General features: G+C 49.5%; 14 protein-coding genes. 5 read left to right on the top strand and 9 right to left on the bottom strand.

The window, feature by feature from the left end; translation table 11 throughout:
- Window positions 1–2: 2 nt before the first annotated feature.
- Together ACN0R1_RS05135 and ACN0R1_RS05130 are read right to left on the bottom strand one after the other, a co-directional pair.
- Entirely contained in the window at window positions 3–1,058 is a 1,056-nt protein-coding gene (locus ACN0R1_RS05135) for an alkene reductase (protein WP_417580602.1), read from the bottom strand.
- A 27-nt stretch (window positions 1,059–1,085) separates the two neighbouring features.
- A complete protein-coding gene (locus ACN0R1_RS05130; RefSeq protein WP_417580600.1) occupies window positions 1,086–1,394 on the bottom strand; it encodes an ArsR/SmtB family transcription factor in 309 nt (102 codons plus the stop codon).
- Window positions 1,395–1,696: 302 nt separating this feature from the next.
- Here ACN0R1_RS05130 and ACN0R1_RS05125 point away from each other — a divergent pair, with 302 nt between their 5' ends.
- The 3 genes from ACN0R1_RS05125 to ACN0R1_RS05115 all read left to right on the top strand — a co-directional run bounded on the left by ACN0R1_RS05125 (window position 1,697) and on the right by ACN0R1_RS05115 (window position 5,794).
- The gene (locus ACN0R1_RS05125; RefSeq protein WP_417580598.1) at window positions 1,697–2,632 is read left to right on the top strand and encodes a sensor domain-containing diguanylate cyclase; all 936 of its coding nucleotides are present in this window, start codon (window positions 1,697–1,699) and stop codon (window positions 2,630–2,632) included.
- Window positions 2,633–2,734: 102 nt separating this feature from the next.
- Window positions 2,735–4,090, top strand: a complete 1,356-nt coding sequence (locus tag ACN0R1_RS05120; protein ID WP_417580596.1) for a DEAD/DEAH box helicase — start codon at window positions 2,735–2,737, stop codon at window positions 4,088–4,090.
- A 117-nt stretch (window positions 4,091–4,207) separates the two neighbouring features.
- Complete coding sequence (locus tag ACN0R1_RS05115; protein ID WP_417580594.1) at window positions 4,208–5,794, top strand: ABC-F family ATPase; 1,587 nt, start codon at window positions 4,208–4,210, stop codon at window positions 5,792–5,794.
- 56 nt (window positions 5,795–5,850) lie between these two features.
- Here ACN0R1_RS05115 and ACN0R1_RS05110 read toward each other — a convergent pair whose 3' ends face one another.
- The 3 genes from ACN0R1_RS05110 to ACN0R1_RS05100 all read right to left on the bottom strand — a co-directional run bounded on the left by ACN0R1_RS05110 (window position 5,851) and on the right by ACN0R1_RS05100 (window position 7,673).
- Window positions 5,851–6,609, bottom strand: a complete 759-nt coding sequence (locus tag ACN0R1_RS05110; RefSeq protein ID WP_417580592.1) for a M48 family metallopeptidase — start codon at window positions 6,607–6,609, stop codon at window positions 5,851–5,853.
- Window positions 6,596–6,793: a hypothetical protein gene (locus tag ACN0R1_RS05105; RefSeq protein ID WP_417580590.1), complete on the bottom strand. Its 198-nt coding sequence runs from the start codon at window positions 6,791–6,793 to the stop codon at window positions 6,596–6,598. The genes ACN0R1_RS05110 and ACN0R1_RS05105 overlap by 14 nt, the downstream gene beginning before the upstream one ends.
- 154 nt (window positions 6,794–6,947) lie before the next feature.
- Entirely contained in the window at window positions 6,948–7,673 is a 726-nt protein-coding gene (locus ACN0R1_RS05100) for a murein L,D-transpeptidase catalytic domain family protein (protein WP_417580588.1), read from the bottom strand.
- Window positions 7,674–7,863: 190 nt separating this feature from the next.
- Between ACN0R1_RS05100 and ACN0R1_RS05095 the strand changes: the two genes are divergently transcribed.
- Together ACN0R1_RS05095 and ACN0R1_RS05090 are read left to right on the top strand one after the other, a co-directional pair.
- Window positions 7,864–9,336 carry a L,D-transpeptidase family protein gene (locus tag ACN0R1_RS05095; RefSeq protein ID WP_417580586.1) on the top strand — a complete coding sequence of 491 codons (1,473 nt, stop codon included), beginning with the start codon at window positions 7,864–7,866 and terminating at the stop codon, window positions 9,334–9,336.
- 96 nt (window positions 9,337–9,432) lie between these two features.
- Complete coding sequence (locus ACN0R1_RS05090) at window positions 9,433–10,062, top strand: response regulator (RefSeq protein WP_417580585.1); 630 nt, start codon at window positions 9,433–9,435, stop codon at window positions 10,060–10,062.
- Window positions 10,063–10,088: 26 nt separating this feature from the next.
- On the opposite strand, the gene ACN0R1_RS05085 is transcribed toward ACN0R1_RS05090, so the two are convergent.
- The 4 genes from ACN0R1_RS05085 to ACN0R1_RS05070 all read right to left on the bottom strand — a co-directional run bounded on the left by ACN0R1_RS05085 (window position 10,089) and on the right by ACN0R1_RS05070 (window position 16,692).
- Window positions 10,089–11,000, bottom strand: coding sequence for a serine hydrolase (locus ACN0R1_RS05085; RefSeq protein ID WP_417580584.1), 912 nt, complete (start codon window positions 10,998–11,000; stop codon window positions 10,089–10,091).
- 18 nt (window positions 11,001–11,018) lie between these two features.
- On the bottom strand, window positions 11,019–11,273 hold the full coding sequence (locus ACN0R1_RS05080; protein WP_417580583.1) for a hypothetical protein: 255 nt from the start codon (window positions 11,271–11,273) through the stop codon (window positions 11,019–11,021).
- A gap of 68 nt (window positions 11,274–11,341) precedes the next feature.
- Complete coding sequence (locus ACN0R1_RS05075; protein WP_417580581.1) at window positions 11,342–14,935, bottom strand: translocation/assembly module TamB domain-containing protein; 3,594 nt, start codon at window positions 14,933–14,935, stop codon at window positions 11,342–11,344.
- Window positions 14,932–16,692: an autotransporter assembly complex protein TamA gene (locus tag ACN0R1_RS05070; protein WP_417580579.1), complete on the bottom strand. Its 1,761-nt coding sequence runs from the start codon at window positions 16,690–16,692 to the stop codon at window positions 14,932–14,934. Before ACN0R1_RS05070 ends, ACN0R1_RS05075 begins: the two co-directional genes overlap by 4 nt.
- Window positions 16,693–16,787 lie beyond the last annotated feature (95 nt).

Below are 16,787 nucleotides of genomic sequence, written 5' to 3'. Positions count from 1 at the left end.
AATCAGCTGGTCAGAACAGGATAGCTTGTGTAACCCTCTGATCCGGATGCATAGAAGGTAGATGGATCAGGCGTATTCAGTTCAGCCTCATGCTCAAAGCGTGCTGGAAGATCCGGGTTGGCAATAAATGGCACACCAAAGGCTACGGCATCGGCTTTGCCAGAAGCGACCAAGTTTTCAGCGCTGGCTTTAGTCATGCCTTCATTAGCGATATACACCCCGCCAAAACAACTTTTCAACCAAGGGCCCAGGCTATCATCCCCTTCTGATTCACGTGCACAGATAAAGGCAATGTTACGCTCCCCCAGCTGTTTAGCCACGTAAGTGAAGGTTTCCTTGAGGTTGCTGTCAGACATATCATGTGCATTGGCGCGTGGAGACAAGTGCACACCAACACGATCAGCGCCCCATACTTCTACAACAGCATCAGTGACTTGCAACAGTAATTTTGCGCGGTTCTCCAAACTGCCACCATAGGCATCATCACGCTTGTTGGCACCGTCCAGCAGGAACTGCTCGAGCAAGTAGCCATTAGCTGCATGCACTTCCACGCCATCAAATCCGGCCTGTTTAGCATTGATTGCCGCCTGACGATAATCATCGATTACGCCGGATATTTCGGCGGTTTCAAGAGCGCGAGGTGTCACGAAAGGTTTTTCAGGACGTATCAGGCTGACATGCCCAGCCGGTGCAATAGCACTAGGAGCTACCGGTAATTTACCATCCAGGTACACAGGATCAGATACGCGACCCACATGCCAGAGCTGCAGCACAATCTGACCGCCCTCAGCATGTACGGTTTCAGTAATGCGTTTCCAGCCTAGGATTTGCGCTTCAGACCAAATGCCCGGTGTATTTGGATAACCCACGCCCATAGGCGTAATGGAGGTGGCTTCAGTCAGAATCATGCCGGCACTGACACGTTGACGATAGTATTCCAGCATTAACTCCCCTGGCACGCGGTCAGCTTCAGCGCGGCAGCGTGTTAAAGGCGCCATGATAATACGGTTTTTTAGTGTTAAAGCACCCACTTGAAGCGGGGTGAAAAGATTGCTCATACATAAACCCTTGCTGGTTATTAAATGTTACAGGGAACGACTGATGTAGTGCACAAATGCATCGATTACAGCTTCGTTACGTCGATAGTAGATCCACTGGCCAATGCGCTGAGTCGTGACTAAGTTAGCCCGTTGCAAGTTTGCCAGGTGCGCTGAAGTGGTTGACTGGGAAGATCCGGTCTTGCGATCAATCATCCCGGCACAGACGCCGTTATCCAGTGATGAGAGCTGATCAGAAAACCAGCGCTCAGGTTCCTTTAGCCAAGCCAGTATTTGCCGCCGCTGTGGGTGGCTAAGGGCTTTGACGATGGCATCTATATCAACTTGCTCAGACATGGGCACTCTCATTTCTATATATCGCGATATAACGAAATATATATCGTATTTTCACGATATGCAAGCAAGCAATAAAAAGGCTTAATACCATCCGGTTATTTACTGGTGTTTTTAACTACCCGAGAGATAGATACACAAGCACACAAATGTACTATTTAGTACATAATATGTATCGTGTATTAATATCTTGCACTAAACTCATCCCCCATGATCGGCTGATAAAATGGCATGATTACCAAAGGGTTTACGCCCTTCTCTTCCGGGTCTATGATTAATTCTGCAAAAGCCCATGGACCTTAAAAATGCCAACGCACTTAGATGACTTAACTCAGGGTGATAGCCTCTATAAAACCCTGCTGGAATCCACCAGAGCCATTCCCTGGAAAATTGACTGGGAAACACTGACCTTCGTCTACATTGGCCCGCAAATTGAAGAGCTTCTAGGCTGGAAACAAGACAGCTGGGTGGGCATTAATGATTGGGCTGAGCGTATGCATCCCGACGATCGTGAGCGTGTGGTAAATTTTTGCGTAGCACAATCCAAGGCAGGCGCCGATCATGAAGCTGACTATCGCGCCCTCACACCCGAAGGCGAATACATCTGGATTCGCGATGTGGTCCACGTGGTGCGCAACAGCGACGGGCAAGTGGAGTCACTGATAGGATTTATGTTCGACATCACTGAGCGTAAAAAGAATGAGCAAGAGTTGCTGCAGTTGCAGCAACAGCTGCAGGAGCTGTCCTTCAAGGATGCGCTCACCGGTATTGCCAATCGACGCATGTTTGATGAGCGTCTCGAAGCTGAATGGAGTGATGCTCAGCGTCATCAACAACCCTTGTCTTTGATTATGATAGATATAGATTTTTTTAAACAATACAATGATATATATGGCCATGTTAAAGGGGATTCTTGCCTTAAGAAAGTAGCCCAAACCCTGAACTCAGCGGCGTTACGTTCGGGTGATTTTCTTGCTAGATTCGGGGGCGAAGAGTTTGTCATGCTACTACCGAAAACAGATAATGATGCAGCAGCAAAGGTTGCTGAGCGCTGCCGTAAACTGATATTTAAGCAGCAGATTCCCCACCCTGCTTCTGATGCTAGTTCGGTTCTGACAATCAGTATCGGCGTTGGCACCCACACACCGGCGCGTACCGACCAGGCAAGTGATTTTATAGAAGCGGTTGATCGTCGCCTGTATCAATCCAAGCAGCAAGGTCGCAATTGCATAGTAAGGTAGCAGTTGCTATTCAGAGTGGGTCAGAAAGGACTGCCAACCCATAACCTTTTGCCACTGAATACTGTATTCTAGCGCACGAATAACTTCGTTTTAGAGCATCGCATGTCACAATTCTCAGAGCTTAACCTTTGTCCGGAGCTGCAGTTCACGCTGACGCAGATGGGCTATACCTCAGCCACCCCGATTCAGATGCAGGCTATCCCGCTGATTTTATCTGGAAAGGATCTGGTCGCCGAGGCTCAAACCGGCACAGGTAAAACCGCTGCCTTTGCCCTGCCCATGATTGAACGCCTGAAACAACCGGTGATTACCGAGGGTTATCATGCCATTCGTGGACTGGTACTGACGCCGACACGCGAGCTGGCCATTCAGGTGGGCGATAAAACCCTGGCCTATGGTGAGCATCTGGGTATGCGGGTAATCTCTATTTATGGCGGTGTTCGCTTTGACAATCAACTGCGTAAAATGAAATGTGGTGCCGACATACTGGTCGCTACGCCTGGGCGACTCCTGGACATGCTTAAACAGGGCAAGTTATCACTGGCACAGCTAGAGATACTAGTGCTGGATGAAGCTGATCGAATGCTTGATCTTGGCTTTATTGATGCCATTCGCCAACTAATGTCTTACATGCCCAGGCAGCGCCAAACCCTGCTGTTTTCTGCCACCCTGGATGCCTCTGTAGATGCATTGAGTGAAGCGCTACTGCAGTCGCCTGTACATATCAGCACCACGGAACGTAATAGTGCGGCAAAGTCTGTCCAGCAGCGCGCTTTTGCAGTAGATAATCAGGACAAATCCGATGTACTCAGCTACCTGATTGCTGGCTGTAACTGGTCACAAACCCTGGTATTCACCCGTACCCGCAAACGAGCCGACCTGGTGGCAGCCTATTTGAATCAGGAGAAGATCTCTGCGGTGGCAATTCACGGTGAAAAATTGCAACGGGAGCGCAATGCCGCCCTGGCTGCATTTACCCAGAACGAGGTGCGCGTCCTGGTGGCCACAGATGTAGCAGCGCGAGGGCTGGATATTGCCTCGCTGCCACAAGTAGTTAATTATGACCTGCCCAACCAGCCAGAAGCCTACATACATCGCATTGGGCGCACCGGACGTGCCGGCAAATCAGGACTCGCTCTTTCCTTGGTGGCACCCGATGAGCGCCGCTACCTGGATGCCATTTCCAGCTTGATCGGCAAGCTGATTGCACTAGAAGCCGTGCCAATGATTTCGCAGGGCAAGCTGCAGCAGGGCCGCAAAGCCAGCGCTCAGACTGATAAGCCGAGCAAAGCTGGGACTGGTAAGTCAGGCAAACACTCGGCGTCCTCAAAAAAAGCCGTAAGAGCGACCCCAGCCAAACAGCCAACCGGAAAAGCAGTTCGCCCCACTCCATCTCACGACAAGGCCGAGCCATCGGCAAAGGATAAGGCTGGGCGCGGCTCACTGTTTGGGCGTTAATAACGGGGACGTTAAAAAATAACCGGCAGACCCCCTGTGCGCTGGTTTTGCAGGCCTGTATACTAGTCGCCTTTTCGTTCCTGCGACATATTCGCACTCAGTCTGATAGGCCTGCCTTTGATCTCCACCGCTAATATTACCATGCAGTTTGGTGCCAAACCGCTATTTGAAAATGTCTCCGTGAAATTTGCTCAGGGCAATCGCTATGGTCTGATTGGCGCTAACGGCTGCGGAAAATCCACCTTTATGAAGATTCTTGGCGGTGATCTGGAACCCAGCGGCGGCCAGGTGATGCTGGATGCGCATGTGCGCCTGGGTAAGCTACGCCAGGATCAATTTGCCTATGAAGATTGCAGTGTCATTGATACAGTAATCATGGGGCATACCGAGCTGTGGAAGATCAAGGCTGAGCGTGATCGCATCTATAGTCTTGCCGACATGTCTGAAGCTGACGGCATGGCAGTTGCTGATCTGGAAGTGCAGTTTGCTGAACTGGACGGTTACACCGCTGAAGCACGTGCGGGTGAACTACTGCTAGGTCTGGATATTCCGATTGAGCAGCACTTTGGCCCGATGAGCGCATTAGCCCCAGGCTGGAAGCTTCGCGTACTACTGGCGCAAGCGCTGTTTTCTGATCCGGATGTATTACTTTTAGACGAACCGACTAACCACTTGGATATTAATACTATTCGCTGGTTGGAAAACATTCTGGTGTCACGTAACAGCACCATGATCATCATCTCCCATGACCGTCATTTCCTTAATCAGGTCTGTACCCACATGGCCGATCTGGACTATGGCGAGTTGCGCCTATTCCCTGGCAATTATGACGAATACATGACTGCTGCCACCCAGGCACGCGAACGACTACTGTCTGACAACGCCAAGAAAAAAGCCCAGATTGCTGAACTGCAAACCTTCGTCAGCCGCTTTTCGGCTAACGCATCTAAAGCCAAACAAGCCACCTCACGCGCAAAACAGATAGATAAAATTCAGCTAGCTGAAGTGAAACCTTCCAGCCGCGTGAGCCCCTTTATTCGTTTTGATCAACAGAAAAAACTGCACCGCCAAGCTGTTACCTTGAAAGAATTGACTAAAGGTTTCGATGGTATCCCACTGTTTAAGAAGCTTAATCTTCAGATTGAAGCGGGTGAGCGTGTCGCTATCATCGGCCCCAATGGTATAGGTAAAACCACCCTGCTGCAGTGTATGGCTGGCAACATGAAGCCTGACTCTGGCGAGGTTAAATGGACGGACAGCGCTGAAGTCGGCTACTTTGCTCAGGATCATTCGGATGACTTTGCCAACCCAGCCACGCTCATGGAATGGATGTCTCAGTGGACCCAGGGCGGTGAGCAGGTGATTCGCAGTGCACTCGGACGCATGCTATTTTCGGGTGACGAAATCAATAAGTCGGTCAAAGTGATTTCCGGTGGCGAACAAGGGCGCATGCTGTTTGGCAAACTGACACTAATCAAGCCCAATGTCATGCTGATGGATGAGCCAACCAACCATTTGGATATGGAGTCTATTGAAGCACTTAACCTGGCACTGGAAAACTATCCAGGCACGCTAATCTTTGTCAGCCACGACCGAGAATTTGTGTCGTCACTGGCTACGCGTATCGTTGAGCTAAGTGCTACAGGCATAACTGACTTCAGCGGCAGTTATGACGACTACCTGCGCAGCCAGGGTGTCGTATAAAAAATATAGAAGAATAGTTTAGAAAAGTAGCGTAAGTAGAAGCTGCTGACATCCGGTTAACGCGGTAACAAATAGCGATTTAACAGGGTGTCAGTACTGCGCCAATCCGGCATAAATTGCTCCACCAGCGCATGAAAGCGCCGGTTATGCAGGCGTTCCAGCAAATGCACCAACTCATGCAAAATAATATAGTCCAGACAGACTGGCGGTAATTTTACCAGTTCGGCATTCACCCAGATGCGCGCCGCACGAATATTACAGGTGCCCCAGCGTGTCTTCATCCGCTTGATACGCACCTCATTGGCACGCGTACCACTCACGACTTCCCAATAAGGCACCCGCTCTTCCAGGCGCTGCTGCAACTGTTGACGTAACCAGTTAGCCAGCAGCTTCTGTAACTGCTCGGGACTGCTATCTAGCCCACCAAAAACAACAACCTTCTCCTGATCAAACACCACCCTCGCCCGGCCACTGTGTGGATGTAATACCAAGGGATAGCGCTGCCCCCAGAGCAACACTTCGGTGGCACTAATATCCGAACCAGAAAGTTGGGATTTTTGTTGTAGCTGAGAACGCTTACGGACAATCCATTGCTGCTTACTCTGCAAAAAACGGGCTATGTCAGCATCACTCATTCGCTTGGGTGCCGACACCCTGACGCGTCCACCAGGCTGTTCGATACGTAGATAGAGGTGCTTGATTGCTTTACGCTCAACCACCAGATTGTCAATTGCCGCAATAGAAAAAGCACCGGTGTCTGGCAGGTGCTTTTCTTTTGAACCAAACAGAAAATTCCAGGTATCAGACCTGAACATCGATAATCTGCCCTACCGCACTGGTGGGGTCGGTTTTAACGCCGGCCGGATTATCAGGAATCAGGTTAAGAATCATCTCACCCTGTGTTTCAATCTGATCCAACACAACTTTATTCATTTTTGCGGCATGCTCTGTGTGAAAGCTTAATGCACTCAATGCTGTACCAGTTGCTGCTATATTCACATGGCCTCCTGTGAACCTGATTAAATCAGCTGAAAACTGTTTAAGGAAACCTATCTGGCAACCTATCTAAGCTTTCAACTTAGCCGTTAACCAGGATAATAGCATGATTAACGGCTGTTATTAAGGTCATCGGCCTTTAGGTAAAAATCTTTAATTAACTGCCACTACGGTTACCAAAAGGCGCTACGTAAGAAGCAACCCGCTGCGGCTGACAATTCAGAAACGCTGATGAATTAAGCCACTCCTGATCCGGATAGTAGGTAAACAGCAGCTGGCCACCCTTGAGGTTATCAACCACTAGCTCAACTACATCCTGACGCACGGCAGGACAGCCCTGGCTGCGACCAATACGCCCCTGCCGATCTACCCAGCTGGGATCAACATAGTCTGCTGCATGAATCACAATAGCTCGCTCGCGCGCTTTGTCGTTAACACCTGGTTCCAGGCCATCCATTCGTAGTGAATAGCCATGACGGCCTACATAACTCTCTTGTGTGCGGAACAATCCCAGACTGGACTGATGGCTACCGACTGTATTTGAAAAATCCGTGGCGAAATTGTCTCCGGAGCGATTACCATGCGCTACCAGATCTTCCAGTAACAAGCGCTGCTCATTGAGGTCAAAGATCCACAAACGCTTCTCTGAAGAAGGTAAGGAAAAATCAATCACCGCCAGACGCTCAGCACCTTCGAGGCCATTACTGGTAGCACACTGCATCGCAGCCAAAGCTTTGTTCAATACCTGCGGATTGAGGTCGGGAGCCTGGGCAAGGAGCCTATCAGATAAATTTGCAGGAAGAAGCTGGGCGTGAAGCGGTGAAGTGAGCGTGAGTAACGCGACGGCAACCAAGCCGATAAAACCGGTGGGATAACGCTTCATAGACTGTTCCTCATAGAAAACTCCTAGACATGGCGCACGAAATCGCTGTTACTGAGCGGCGATATGTCTATACTCAAATAAGTATTGAAAAATCAAATAGACGGAGTTTAGCAGGCAAATCATGGTAGGAAAACATCTGTATAAAAAAACATCAGTATATTTCACGTTTTTTTTCAGTCTACATGTGTTTATGGCGATTGATGTTTTGGCCGCAACCTCGATGGAGAGGCGCAACCTGTTGTCTGAATTTGAGCGACTTACTGCTGAAGCGCCACCCTGGCAAGACCTTGAGCGGCTGGAACGACTCTACTACAATCTGCAGGCCCTGGAAGATGATGGCCTGACACTCGCACATTACGACATTCCATTAGTCGCACAGCAAATACTGCATCTTGTTGATACAGAATCGCTTTATCCCGCCGTTCCAGATGAATCCGTTTTATCTGCCACTTACCTTAATGCGCTGATGGATCTGCACTTGGGACGCACCCACGGAAGCCGAGTAGAGAACTATTTAAATTATCGCCAGCAGACAGATGACCTACCGGCTTATATCATCAATTTAGCTATTGAAGGTCTAAGCGATATTGACCAGGCTTTCGAGCAGGCGCGCCCAGATACTCTCGCTTACACAAATCTTCGCAAAGCCTATCAGCAACTACGTAAACAAACAGCTGAGCAGACACCCTTGCCTCCAATTTATCCTGATCACCCTTCCCTCCGACCAGGCATGGTCGACGAGCGGGTACTGGTGTTACGCAAGCATTTAGCTTTAGCCATGCCAGAATTGGAACCGGCGCTCTACGATACGGAGGTAGAGGACGCAGTCAAAGCCTTTCAGCAAGCTGAAGGCCTACAAGCTGACGGTATCGCTGGACAGCAAACATTGCGCTATTTGAATCGCACACCACAGCAACGACTGGATCAGCTGCGGGTAAATCTGGAGCGCTGGCGTCGACTTGATAGGGTCCAGCAGGCAACACAGGTGATTGTTGATATAGCCGGAGCAACCTTGCGTTTTTACAATGAAGGGCAATTGATTCTGGATAAACGTACCCAGGTTGGACGATCTGACCGTCCAACTCCACTCATACTCAGTGACATAACCCATTTCACCTTTAATCCAACCTGGACCATTCCGCCGACTATTTATCGCAAGGATAAACTACCCGCAATACGTGCTAATCCAACTTATCTTGAATCCAATCGATTGAGTGTACTGGATCATCAGGGCAATCGGCTTGATCCGGAAAGCATCGATTGGAGTAACCCAGGCCCGATTTTGTTACGCCAGTCTTCCGGTCCTTATAATGCCCTGGGTCAAGTGGTCATCCGCTTTCCCAATCGTGAATCGATTTACCTGCATGACACCCCCAATAAACATCTTTTTGACCGAAATCAACGCTATTTCAGTTCAGGCTGTGTCAGAGTGGAAGATGCCACGAACCTGGTGGCCTTGCTATTACAATCAACCCATACTGAAGCGGCCAATCAGTTTGATCGCTTGATAAATTCAGGACACACCCGAAACGTAAACAGTCGTGTGCCTATAGCGATAATTCTAGGATACTGGACAGCTGAAGCCGATACACAAGGACAGGTGAATTATCATACTGACATATACAATCTCGATTCTGCGTTATTGCAGGAGTTAAATCGCTGATAATGAGTTAGATTGATATTCTACTCATGTACAACAAGCATTTAACTGAGCGTTAGAATCGGTTATTATTTGCCTTTTGCGCGGAGTTGGTGAGCTGTGAAGGAAGATGTCTGTACCAGTCGCAAAGCAGCCGAACTGCTTGGAGTCACTCCAAGAACCATTCAGTTATGGGCTGATGCGGGCATACTGGATAGCTGGAAAACACCGGGTGGCCATCGTCGCTTCTCTCTACAGACTGTAGAGCAACTCTCCTCCGATATTCTGAGTGGTCAGCATCAACAAGCTAATGATGGCTTGAACGGAACTCGCGCTAAAGCTACGTCAAAACCTTCTACAACCCTCAGTGTAGAACCGGTCCGGGTACTGGTTGTTGACGATGACAAAACCTTGCTGCGCCTCTATGAACTGACCCTGGCAAGTTGGGGATTGCCTGTTAACGTTGTGCTAGCCAATGATGGCTACCAGGGGTTAATTGAGGTGGGGCGCTTCAATCCGGAGTTACTGATTCTTGATCTGCAAATGCCCAACATTGATGGTTTTGCCGTCATAGAAGCTTTGCAGCAACAGAAGTTGCTGGATCAAATGTGTCTGATGGTTATTTCTGGCCTGGAAAGTGAAGAGATCAACCAGCGAATGTCTTTGCCCGAAAGCTGCACTCTAATCCAGAAGCCAATTCCCTTCTTGCGTATTCGTGACCAGGTAGAATCCATTTTACTGCAAAAATAGACCAATAATACCCAGGCCGAACAAGCCTATTGCATAGCCGCTAAACGGCTTTGTGCATAGGCTATTGCATTTGCAGGCACTTCACCCGGCGGCTGGTTTCTTAACCAGCGATTGATGCGCCCCACATCACCAATCGGCGTCCGGAGTCCCTGAGAGTCCAGCAGCACCATTGTCATCAGCTCACCGTCTATTTCCGCCACCATAATCAGACAACGCCCAGACTCGGACAAATAACCGGTCTTGCTCAACATGACTTTCCAGTTATCATTGCGTGTTAACGGGTTAGTATTAGTGTAAGCCAGCGAATAGCTCGGCGATCGGAAATGCATGTCAACCTTTCCCTGTGTAGACAGCTGCCGGATCAACGGGTACTGATACACCGCGGCACTGAGAATCAACAGATCCTGAGCGGTTGATAGATTATCCGGTGACAAGCCGGTCGGATCAGCAAAGCGGGTATTGCTCATACCCAGCAGCGCAGCCGTGGCATTCATTGCGCTGACAAACGCCGCTGAACCACCAGGGTAATTGGCAGCCAGGGTATAAGTCGCCAGGTTCTCAGAAGACATTAACGACATCTGCAGTAAATCCTGACGACTGACCCACGTTCCTGGCCGCAGTCGTGAGGGGGCGTTTTTGCCAAAGGTGTTACTGATACGGCTAACTTCCAGGCTCTCATCGAGAGGTAAGCCTGACTCCAGGATTACCAGTGCAGTCATTAATTTTGTCAGGGATGCGATAGGAACGACTTGTTCAGCATACTGACTGTAAATAGGCTCATCCGAGCCCAGTGGGGCTATGGCGACATAGATTGAAGCCAGAGGTAATTCCTGAGTAGGTCTTATATCAGCGAAAGAGGCTGAGCAAAATCCGAAAACAGCTAACAGCGATAACCCGATTAACACACGGCGCGCTGTTATAACGTAGATACATCTCATAAAAACTCTATCTGCACTTTAACGAGACCAGGCTTTGGCCTCTTTTAATAATCCGCTGATATCCAACCCTAAGGATTCCGCCAATTGTTCAGTACTATTATATCCAGGAGATACCGGCATTCTATAACCGTTGTTTTTTTCGGGCTGGGGTTGCTTTATAGCCGCCAGATGCTCTGACTGCTTATGTTTAGCGATGCTTTCAATCCTTTTTTCGACCTGACATAACTGGTCGTAGCTCAGCTGTCCCAGATAATCTGAAACGGGGTCTGTCATCTGTGGTTTTACCTCTGTAAACAACGAAATACGGCCAGGCTCTAAGATGAGCCTGTGCGCCAAAAAGACTATCTTTCGCGTGTATAGAAAAAATCTGCACCGCTGCCCATACTGCTGCTTTGCGTTTCGACTTTCCACATGGAAGAAAGACGATAGCTTAACGTTAATACATCCACCGATTCAAGCAAACTAACACCATAACGTATATAAAGTCTCGGGGTTAAATACTTACCGATGAAGAAAGCCGAATCGCCGGTGTCATCACTGGCAAAACCAAACTCATCAAGGCTTAACTCATCACGAAGCTGACCGGTGATGTTGTTGCCCCCCTGCATCGATAGCGACATGGCCGCCTGCAACATCATTGATTGTTCAGAGGCCGATGAGTCACCTGGACCACGACCCAGTACCAAATATGACATGATGCTGCTGTCAGGCATCGCCGGTGTTGAAAACAGTGTGAACTCAGGGACCTGTATCGTCCCCCCTATACGTGCACCGGCTACAACGGTATCAACTGTACGGGCAACACGCAGATCCAACCCCGGATTTTCAATCGGCCCCCCACTGAAAATAAGATTACCACGTTGGATAGTCATCTCCTGACCAAAGAGCCGGTAGTCGCCACTTTCCACCTGAATTGATCCTGAAGCTCTCGTTGCTGTAACGGCATCATCCTGTATCCGCAAACGACCCAACAGCCGGCCTTTAAAGCCAAAGGCGTCCACTCGCACTGAATCACCCAGAATAAGTTCTATATCAGTCAGTAGCGGCAAGTTTCGCTCTGTCAGAGGCTCATCCAGCTGATCGGTAAAGACCACATCATCAGAGGCCCTGACTACATTCTGCATCTGACTTCTGGGCGGGCTTATCAACGCATAAGGCACTGTTACACTTCCACCCACACGAATAGCATCATCGACGCGAATTGACAGGTCAGGTGATATCAGCAGTTGTATTTCTGTATTCATCGCCTGGAAGTCTTCACCCTGCAAGCTCAACTCTCCCTGCAAGCTCTCCAGGTTAAATTGCCCCTGCAGCTTTATTTCCCCCTCGCCCGATCCAACCAAACCCTCAAGCGTCAGTATTTCGGCCTGCTCACCCTCAGCCAGCAACTCGAACTGCAAGGGAGTCAGCGTAATGCCTTGTGCTGGCAAATCAACAGACCCATCATTCAATTGCAGCGAACCGCGCACAGCAGGATCAGGCAAGCTGCCACTGATAAACAGGCGCCCTTGCAAGTTGCCAGCAACGTTCTGGGCATTCGGTGCAAACACACTCACCAAGGTCAGATCATTGAGAGAAATATCCAACTCTCCATCCAGTAGCTGCTGCGACGACAATTGCTGAATGTTGAGATTCGCCAACACCCGCCCATCCATTTCACTAAAGTTAGCATTCAGATCGGCCCTCAGCTGATCTTTAGCCAAATTGACCCGTAACTCGATCGGATCCAGATCAAAATTCGGCTGATCATCTGCAGTCAGCAGGCGTCCAGCCGAAGTTGTAAGCAAAACCTCAGCTTCTGGATGTTGACTGCCCTGCTGAGAAAAACGTCCATTCAGACTCAACTCAGATTCAATCTGATTACCCTGTAGAAAGGGATCAAGCAAATCAAGTGAAAGCTGAGTGAGACTAAACTCGGCACTGAGTCGATCTGATGCATTGCGACTCACGCCTAAGCAGAGCTCAGCTGAACCGGCTTCTTGTAGAAGACAGGTTTGTGTCAGGCTGAATACTGGTGCTTCAAAGCTGATCTGGGACGCATCAGCTTGCGTCCAGCGTCCGGCTTCTTCACGAAAGATCTCCAGATCAGACAAGCGAGCCTGGTAACCTGGCTGCTCCCATGCACCACGCAAGGCCAATGATAAATCCAGCAGGTCACCCACTACATCAAGCCGAACATTGTGCGCTTCTGGACGACCACTTCCGCTGATCACTACACTATCAAGTGACTGACCTGCCAACATCAGATCATTTAGCTCCAGATCCAGCTCGGAAGCCTCGGAACCACTTAAGTCCGTACGTAGATGCCCTTCAAGCGTCAGCACACGATGCTGCTGAAAACGCAGATCGCGGCCCTCCAGGTCTGCACGGATGGCTGGCAGATTCATGGGTCCATTAACCTCTCCAGCTAAGTGAAATTCACCGGCGGCTTCAGGCAATAACAGGCTGAGGTCTGGCGCAGAAAGTTGCACACGCATCGCCAATTGTTCATTAATCAATGTGCCGTTGATTAGTGCTTGAGCACCACCCAATGAGACGTTTAGCTCATCAACCAGTATCTGCTCCGGGGTGTAGTTTACTCGACCCTGACCACTTAAAGACTGCTCACGCAACACGCCGTTAAGACTCAGTAGCTCGACACTGAGCGCAGGGCCTGATTCTGTCACTTTGCCCTGGCTTTGCAGTTCAAGGTTGATTAAGCCACTGAGCTCAGGATTAAAGAATTCAGGGTCAAAGTTACGCACCTCAATTCGGGTTTGCCATTCAGGCTGCTCCGACCAACCAGCCCGACCACTGACTTCAACCTCACCGCCGAGTAGGCTTGCTAACAGGTTTATATCCCGCATTGACTCGATATCACCTGTGGCGCTCATGGCCAGGTTCACATCGGGTAGATCAGCACCCTGTAAAACTGTGTCCAACTGCAAGGCGTAATCCGACAAACGACCCGCTAGCGTTATCTCGCCTTGTGGCGATGCAAACTGTGCCGGTTGCTCCTCTAGCAGAATGGGATAATGCAAATTATTCCAACCCAAGGTTAGCTCTAACTCAGGATCAGCCCAGTGTGCAACTTGACCGCTCAACAGGATAGCGGATTCGCTGTCAGGCAACGTCAACGCCAGACGTTCCAAGCTCAGCATTTCCCTGAAAGGCTGTACTTCAGCACGCAACTGAAGGGTTAGCGCACCGGTTATATCTGTGGCCGTTTGGGTATCTAGCGCCAGCTGCAAGTCTTGAAGACTGCCTGACAACCGTAATTGCCCGGTCACGGGCGCTGTCACAGGATGCGTTAATTCTTGATTTAATATTGTTTCAATATCAGTAAGTTCAATATGCCAGCTAATGTCAGATACAAGATTATAATCTGCGATAGGCTCGAGTTCGGCCTGCATCTCCAGCCGGGTATTACCCTGCAGCACCTGCAAGTCTTGCAGCACCAGCGTTTGATCCCGAGTAAATGCTGACGCAGAAAATTTTTCCAGATTGAACTGCTGTTCTCCTTGGTGCAATTCAATATCGGTAACCACCAGCGATTGTAACTCCAGTTGCACCGGCAGGGTAATTTCTGGCAACTCGGGCATGCCGGCTGAGGCTTCTTCACTGGTCTGCTGAGATGCAGGCAGTTGCACTGTTAGTTGATCGAGATGCAGGTTTTCTACGCATACTTTCATTTGCAACAGACAGGCAGGTTTCCAGTCCAGCGCCAACTGCTCCAGCGTTATGTGTGTTCCGTTCTGATCATAATCCACCTGCTCAACTCGCAGGTTGGTCAGGGCGCCAGAGACTGATCCGATTTTAACTGAGTCAGGCAGAAACCCCTGGCTTATCTTTAAACCCAGGCCTGCAACACCGGGTAGATACAATAAAGCCAGTAGCAGATAAACAATCAATAACACCACAAGCAGAGGGATCAGTAGCAGTCGTTTCAATCTCACAAATCTGGTCCTAAGGTAAAGTGAATCCTAAAGCCGCTATCACTGATGGGCTTGGCCAGATCCAGACGAATCGGGCCAACGGGCGACTGCCAACGTACACCCACACCCACACTGGTTTTGATCGGGTCACTGTAATCATCAAAGGCATTACCGGCATCGACAAAAGTTGCCAGTCTCCAGTCAGGACGAAACATATAGTCAGTCTCAAGACTACCGACCATAAGATATTGCCCCCCGACTACACTACCTTGATCACTGACGGGTCCGAGTTTTTGATAATCATAACCGCGTACACTGTTATCACCACCAGCATAAAAACGCAGACTGGCGGGTACCTGATCGAAACTACTACTGACCAGCGCACCCAAATCGAAACGTGATAATAACCGCCAATTCTCACCCATAGAGTCAACACGCTTGCCGCTCAATGTGAGCTGCAACAAGCTAACATCAGACAGCAAAGATTCCGATGCACCAGCAATTCCAAAGCTCAGGTTGTATCCTTTACGGGTATTAAAGCGGTCATCCGCCACCGTTTTGTTGAATTGAGCCCGCGGGATTAGTAACAGCTGGTCACGGGTTTCATCATCAAAGGTATATTGCTCCTGCTCCAGATCCAGAGACAGTACCCTCTCCCAATCACCAATCTGCTTCTGCCAGACACCACCAATAGCGTAGGTTCGTGACTCTATAGTGTCTGAATCCTCATCAGAATAACGACTGCGCAGCCCATACTGATCGTAGCGCGGATCTTCACCAGGAATCATGTAGCTCCCGGTCAGGTCGTTACGTATCTGAGACAGGCGCATACGCGCATCCATTTTGTGACCACGACTATTAACATAACGTCGCTCTACGCCCAGCTGCATTCTGGCACCGGTATCAGTACCAAAACCTATACCAGCCTGGTATAGGTTACGCGGTCGCGGAGTCAGTGAGATCTGAATAGGAATTTCACCCTCTTCAAGCTCATCAAGGAGCGGCAGAACCTCCACTTCGGCAAAATAATTGCTGTCTATCAGCGCACCCTGCAAATCGATGAGTCGTGCCACATTCACAGGATCACCTTCGCTGAAGCGAAGATAACGACGAAGCAGGTCTTCAGAAATTGGCGAGTCTGAAAAACGTATTTCACTGATTCGAGTACGTTGACCTGTAGCATAAGTGACTTCTACAACAGCGGTATTAGCCAGTCGATCTACGACGATACGCGAGCGTTCAAAAACAGCCCGGTAATAACCGCGCTCAGACGCAACAGATTGCAGGCGACCTTTCAAACTTTCATAGTCTGGATGGCGCAGCGGCGCTCCGGTTTGCAGTGGGGAGTTTTCGACCAAAGTCAGAAAAGCCGAGTCGCTAGCCCCCTCTCCAGTAATCTGAATATCAACGCGCTCTAGCTGTGTGCGTACACCGGCATCGACTTGATAGTGTGCTAACCAGTCACCGCCGGGTAGTTGTTCCAGCTCAGTTGTCACTGTCGGGTTGTAATAGCCAAAGGGCTCAAGTGATTGGCGCACCTCGTCTTCAGCACGACGATGCAGATAGCGCATACGGCTTTCATTGGTAATCGACTGGCTTTCCAGGGATCCGATACTTAGAAAGGCTTTAACATTACTGGCCAGATCCTCTGGAAGCCCTTCGATTTGCAGGGTTAATTCTGCACTCCAGACACGCGTAGCGCCCAGCAGTAAGCCAGCATAAAGCAACCCGCGAACGCGGCGTGAAAATCTATTCGATTGAATGGTGAAAATCTCCATACCTACACTGAACGGCTACCATCTAAGTAACCAAGTGTAAGAATGGCATAAAAGACCCTGAACGATCCAGCGAAGGACAGATAAAAACAGAAAAA

This window comes from Nitrincola sp. (assembly GCF_048264025.1).
GTDB lineage: Bacteria > Pseudomonadota > Gammaproteobacteria > Pseudomonadales > Balneatricaceae > Nitrincola.
The sequence above is the reverse complement of the archived record's forward strand: the minus strand, read 5'-3'. Positions and strand labels throughout refer to the sequence as shown.

Bases quoted from the DNA above. Each gene is read 5' to 3' on its own strand.
- ACN0R1_RS05070 (WP_417580579.1), bottom strand. From the start codon at position 16,692: ATGGAGATTTTCACCATTCAATCGAATAGATTTTCACGCCGCGTTCGC.
- ACN0R1_RS05100 (WP_417580588.1), bottom strand. From the start codon at position 7,673: ATGAAGCGTTATCCCACCGGTTTTATCGGCTTGGTTGCCGTCGCGTTA.
- ACN0R1_RS05130 (WP_417580600.1), bottom strand. From the start codon at position 1,394: ATGTCTGAGCAAGTTGATATAGATGCCATCGTCAAAGCCCTTAGCCAC.
- ACN0R1_RS05085 (WP_417580584.1), bottom strand. From the start codon at position 11,000: ATGAGATGTATCTACGTTATAACAGCGCGCCGTGTGTTAATCGGGTTA.
- ACN0R1_RS05120 (WP_417580596.1), top strand. From the start codon at position 2,735: ATGTCACAATTCTCAGAGCTTAACCTTTGTCCGGAGCTGCAGTTCACG.
- ACN0R1_RS05110 (WP_417580592.1), bottom strand. From the start codon at position 6,609: ATGTTCAGGTCTGATACCTGGAATTTTCTGTTTGGTTCAAAAGAAAAG.
- ACN0R1_RS05135 (WP_417580602.1), bottom strand. From the start codon at position 1,058: ATGAGCAATCTTTTCACCCCGCTTCAAGTGGGTGCTTTAACACTAAAA.
- ACN0R1_RS05125 (WP_417580598.1), top strand. From the start codon at position 1,697: ATGCCAACGCACTTAGATGACTTAACTCAGGGTGATAGCCTCTATAAA.
- ACN0R1_RS05095 (WP_417580586.1), top strand. From the start codon at position 7,864: ATGGCGATTGATGTTTTGGCCGCAACCTCGATGGAGAGGCGCAACCTG.
- ACN0R1_RS05080 (WP_417580583.1), bottom strand. From the start codon at position 11,273: ATGACAGACCCCGTTTCAGATTATCTGGGACAGCTGAGCTACGACCAG.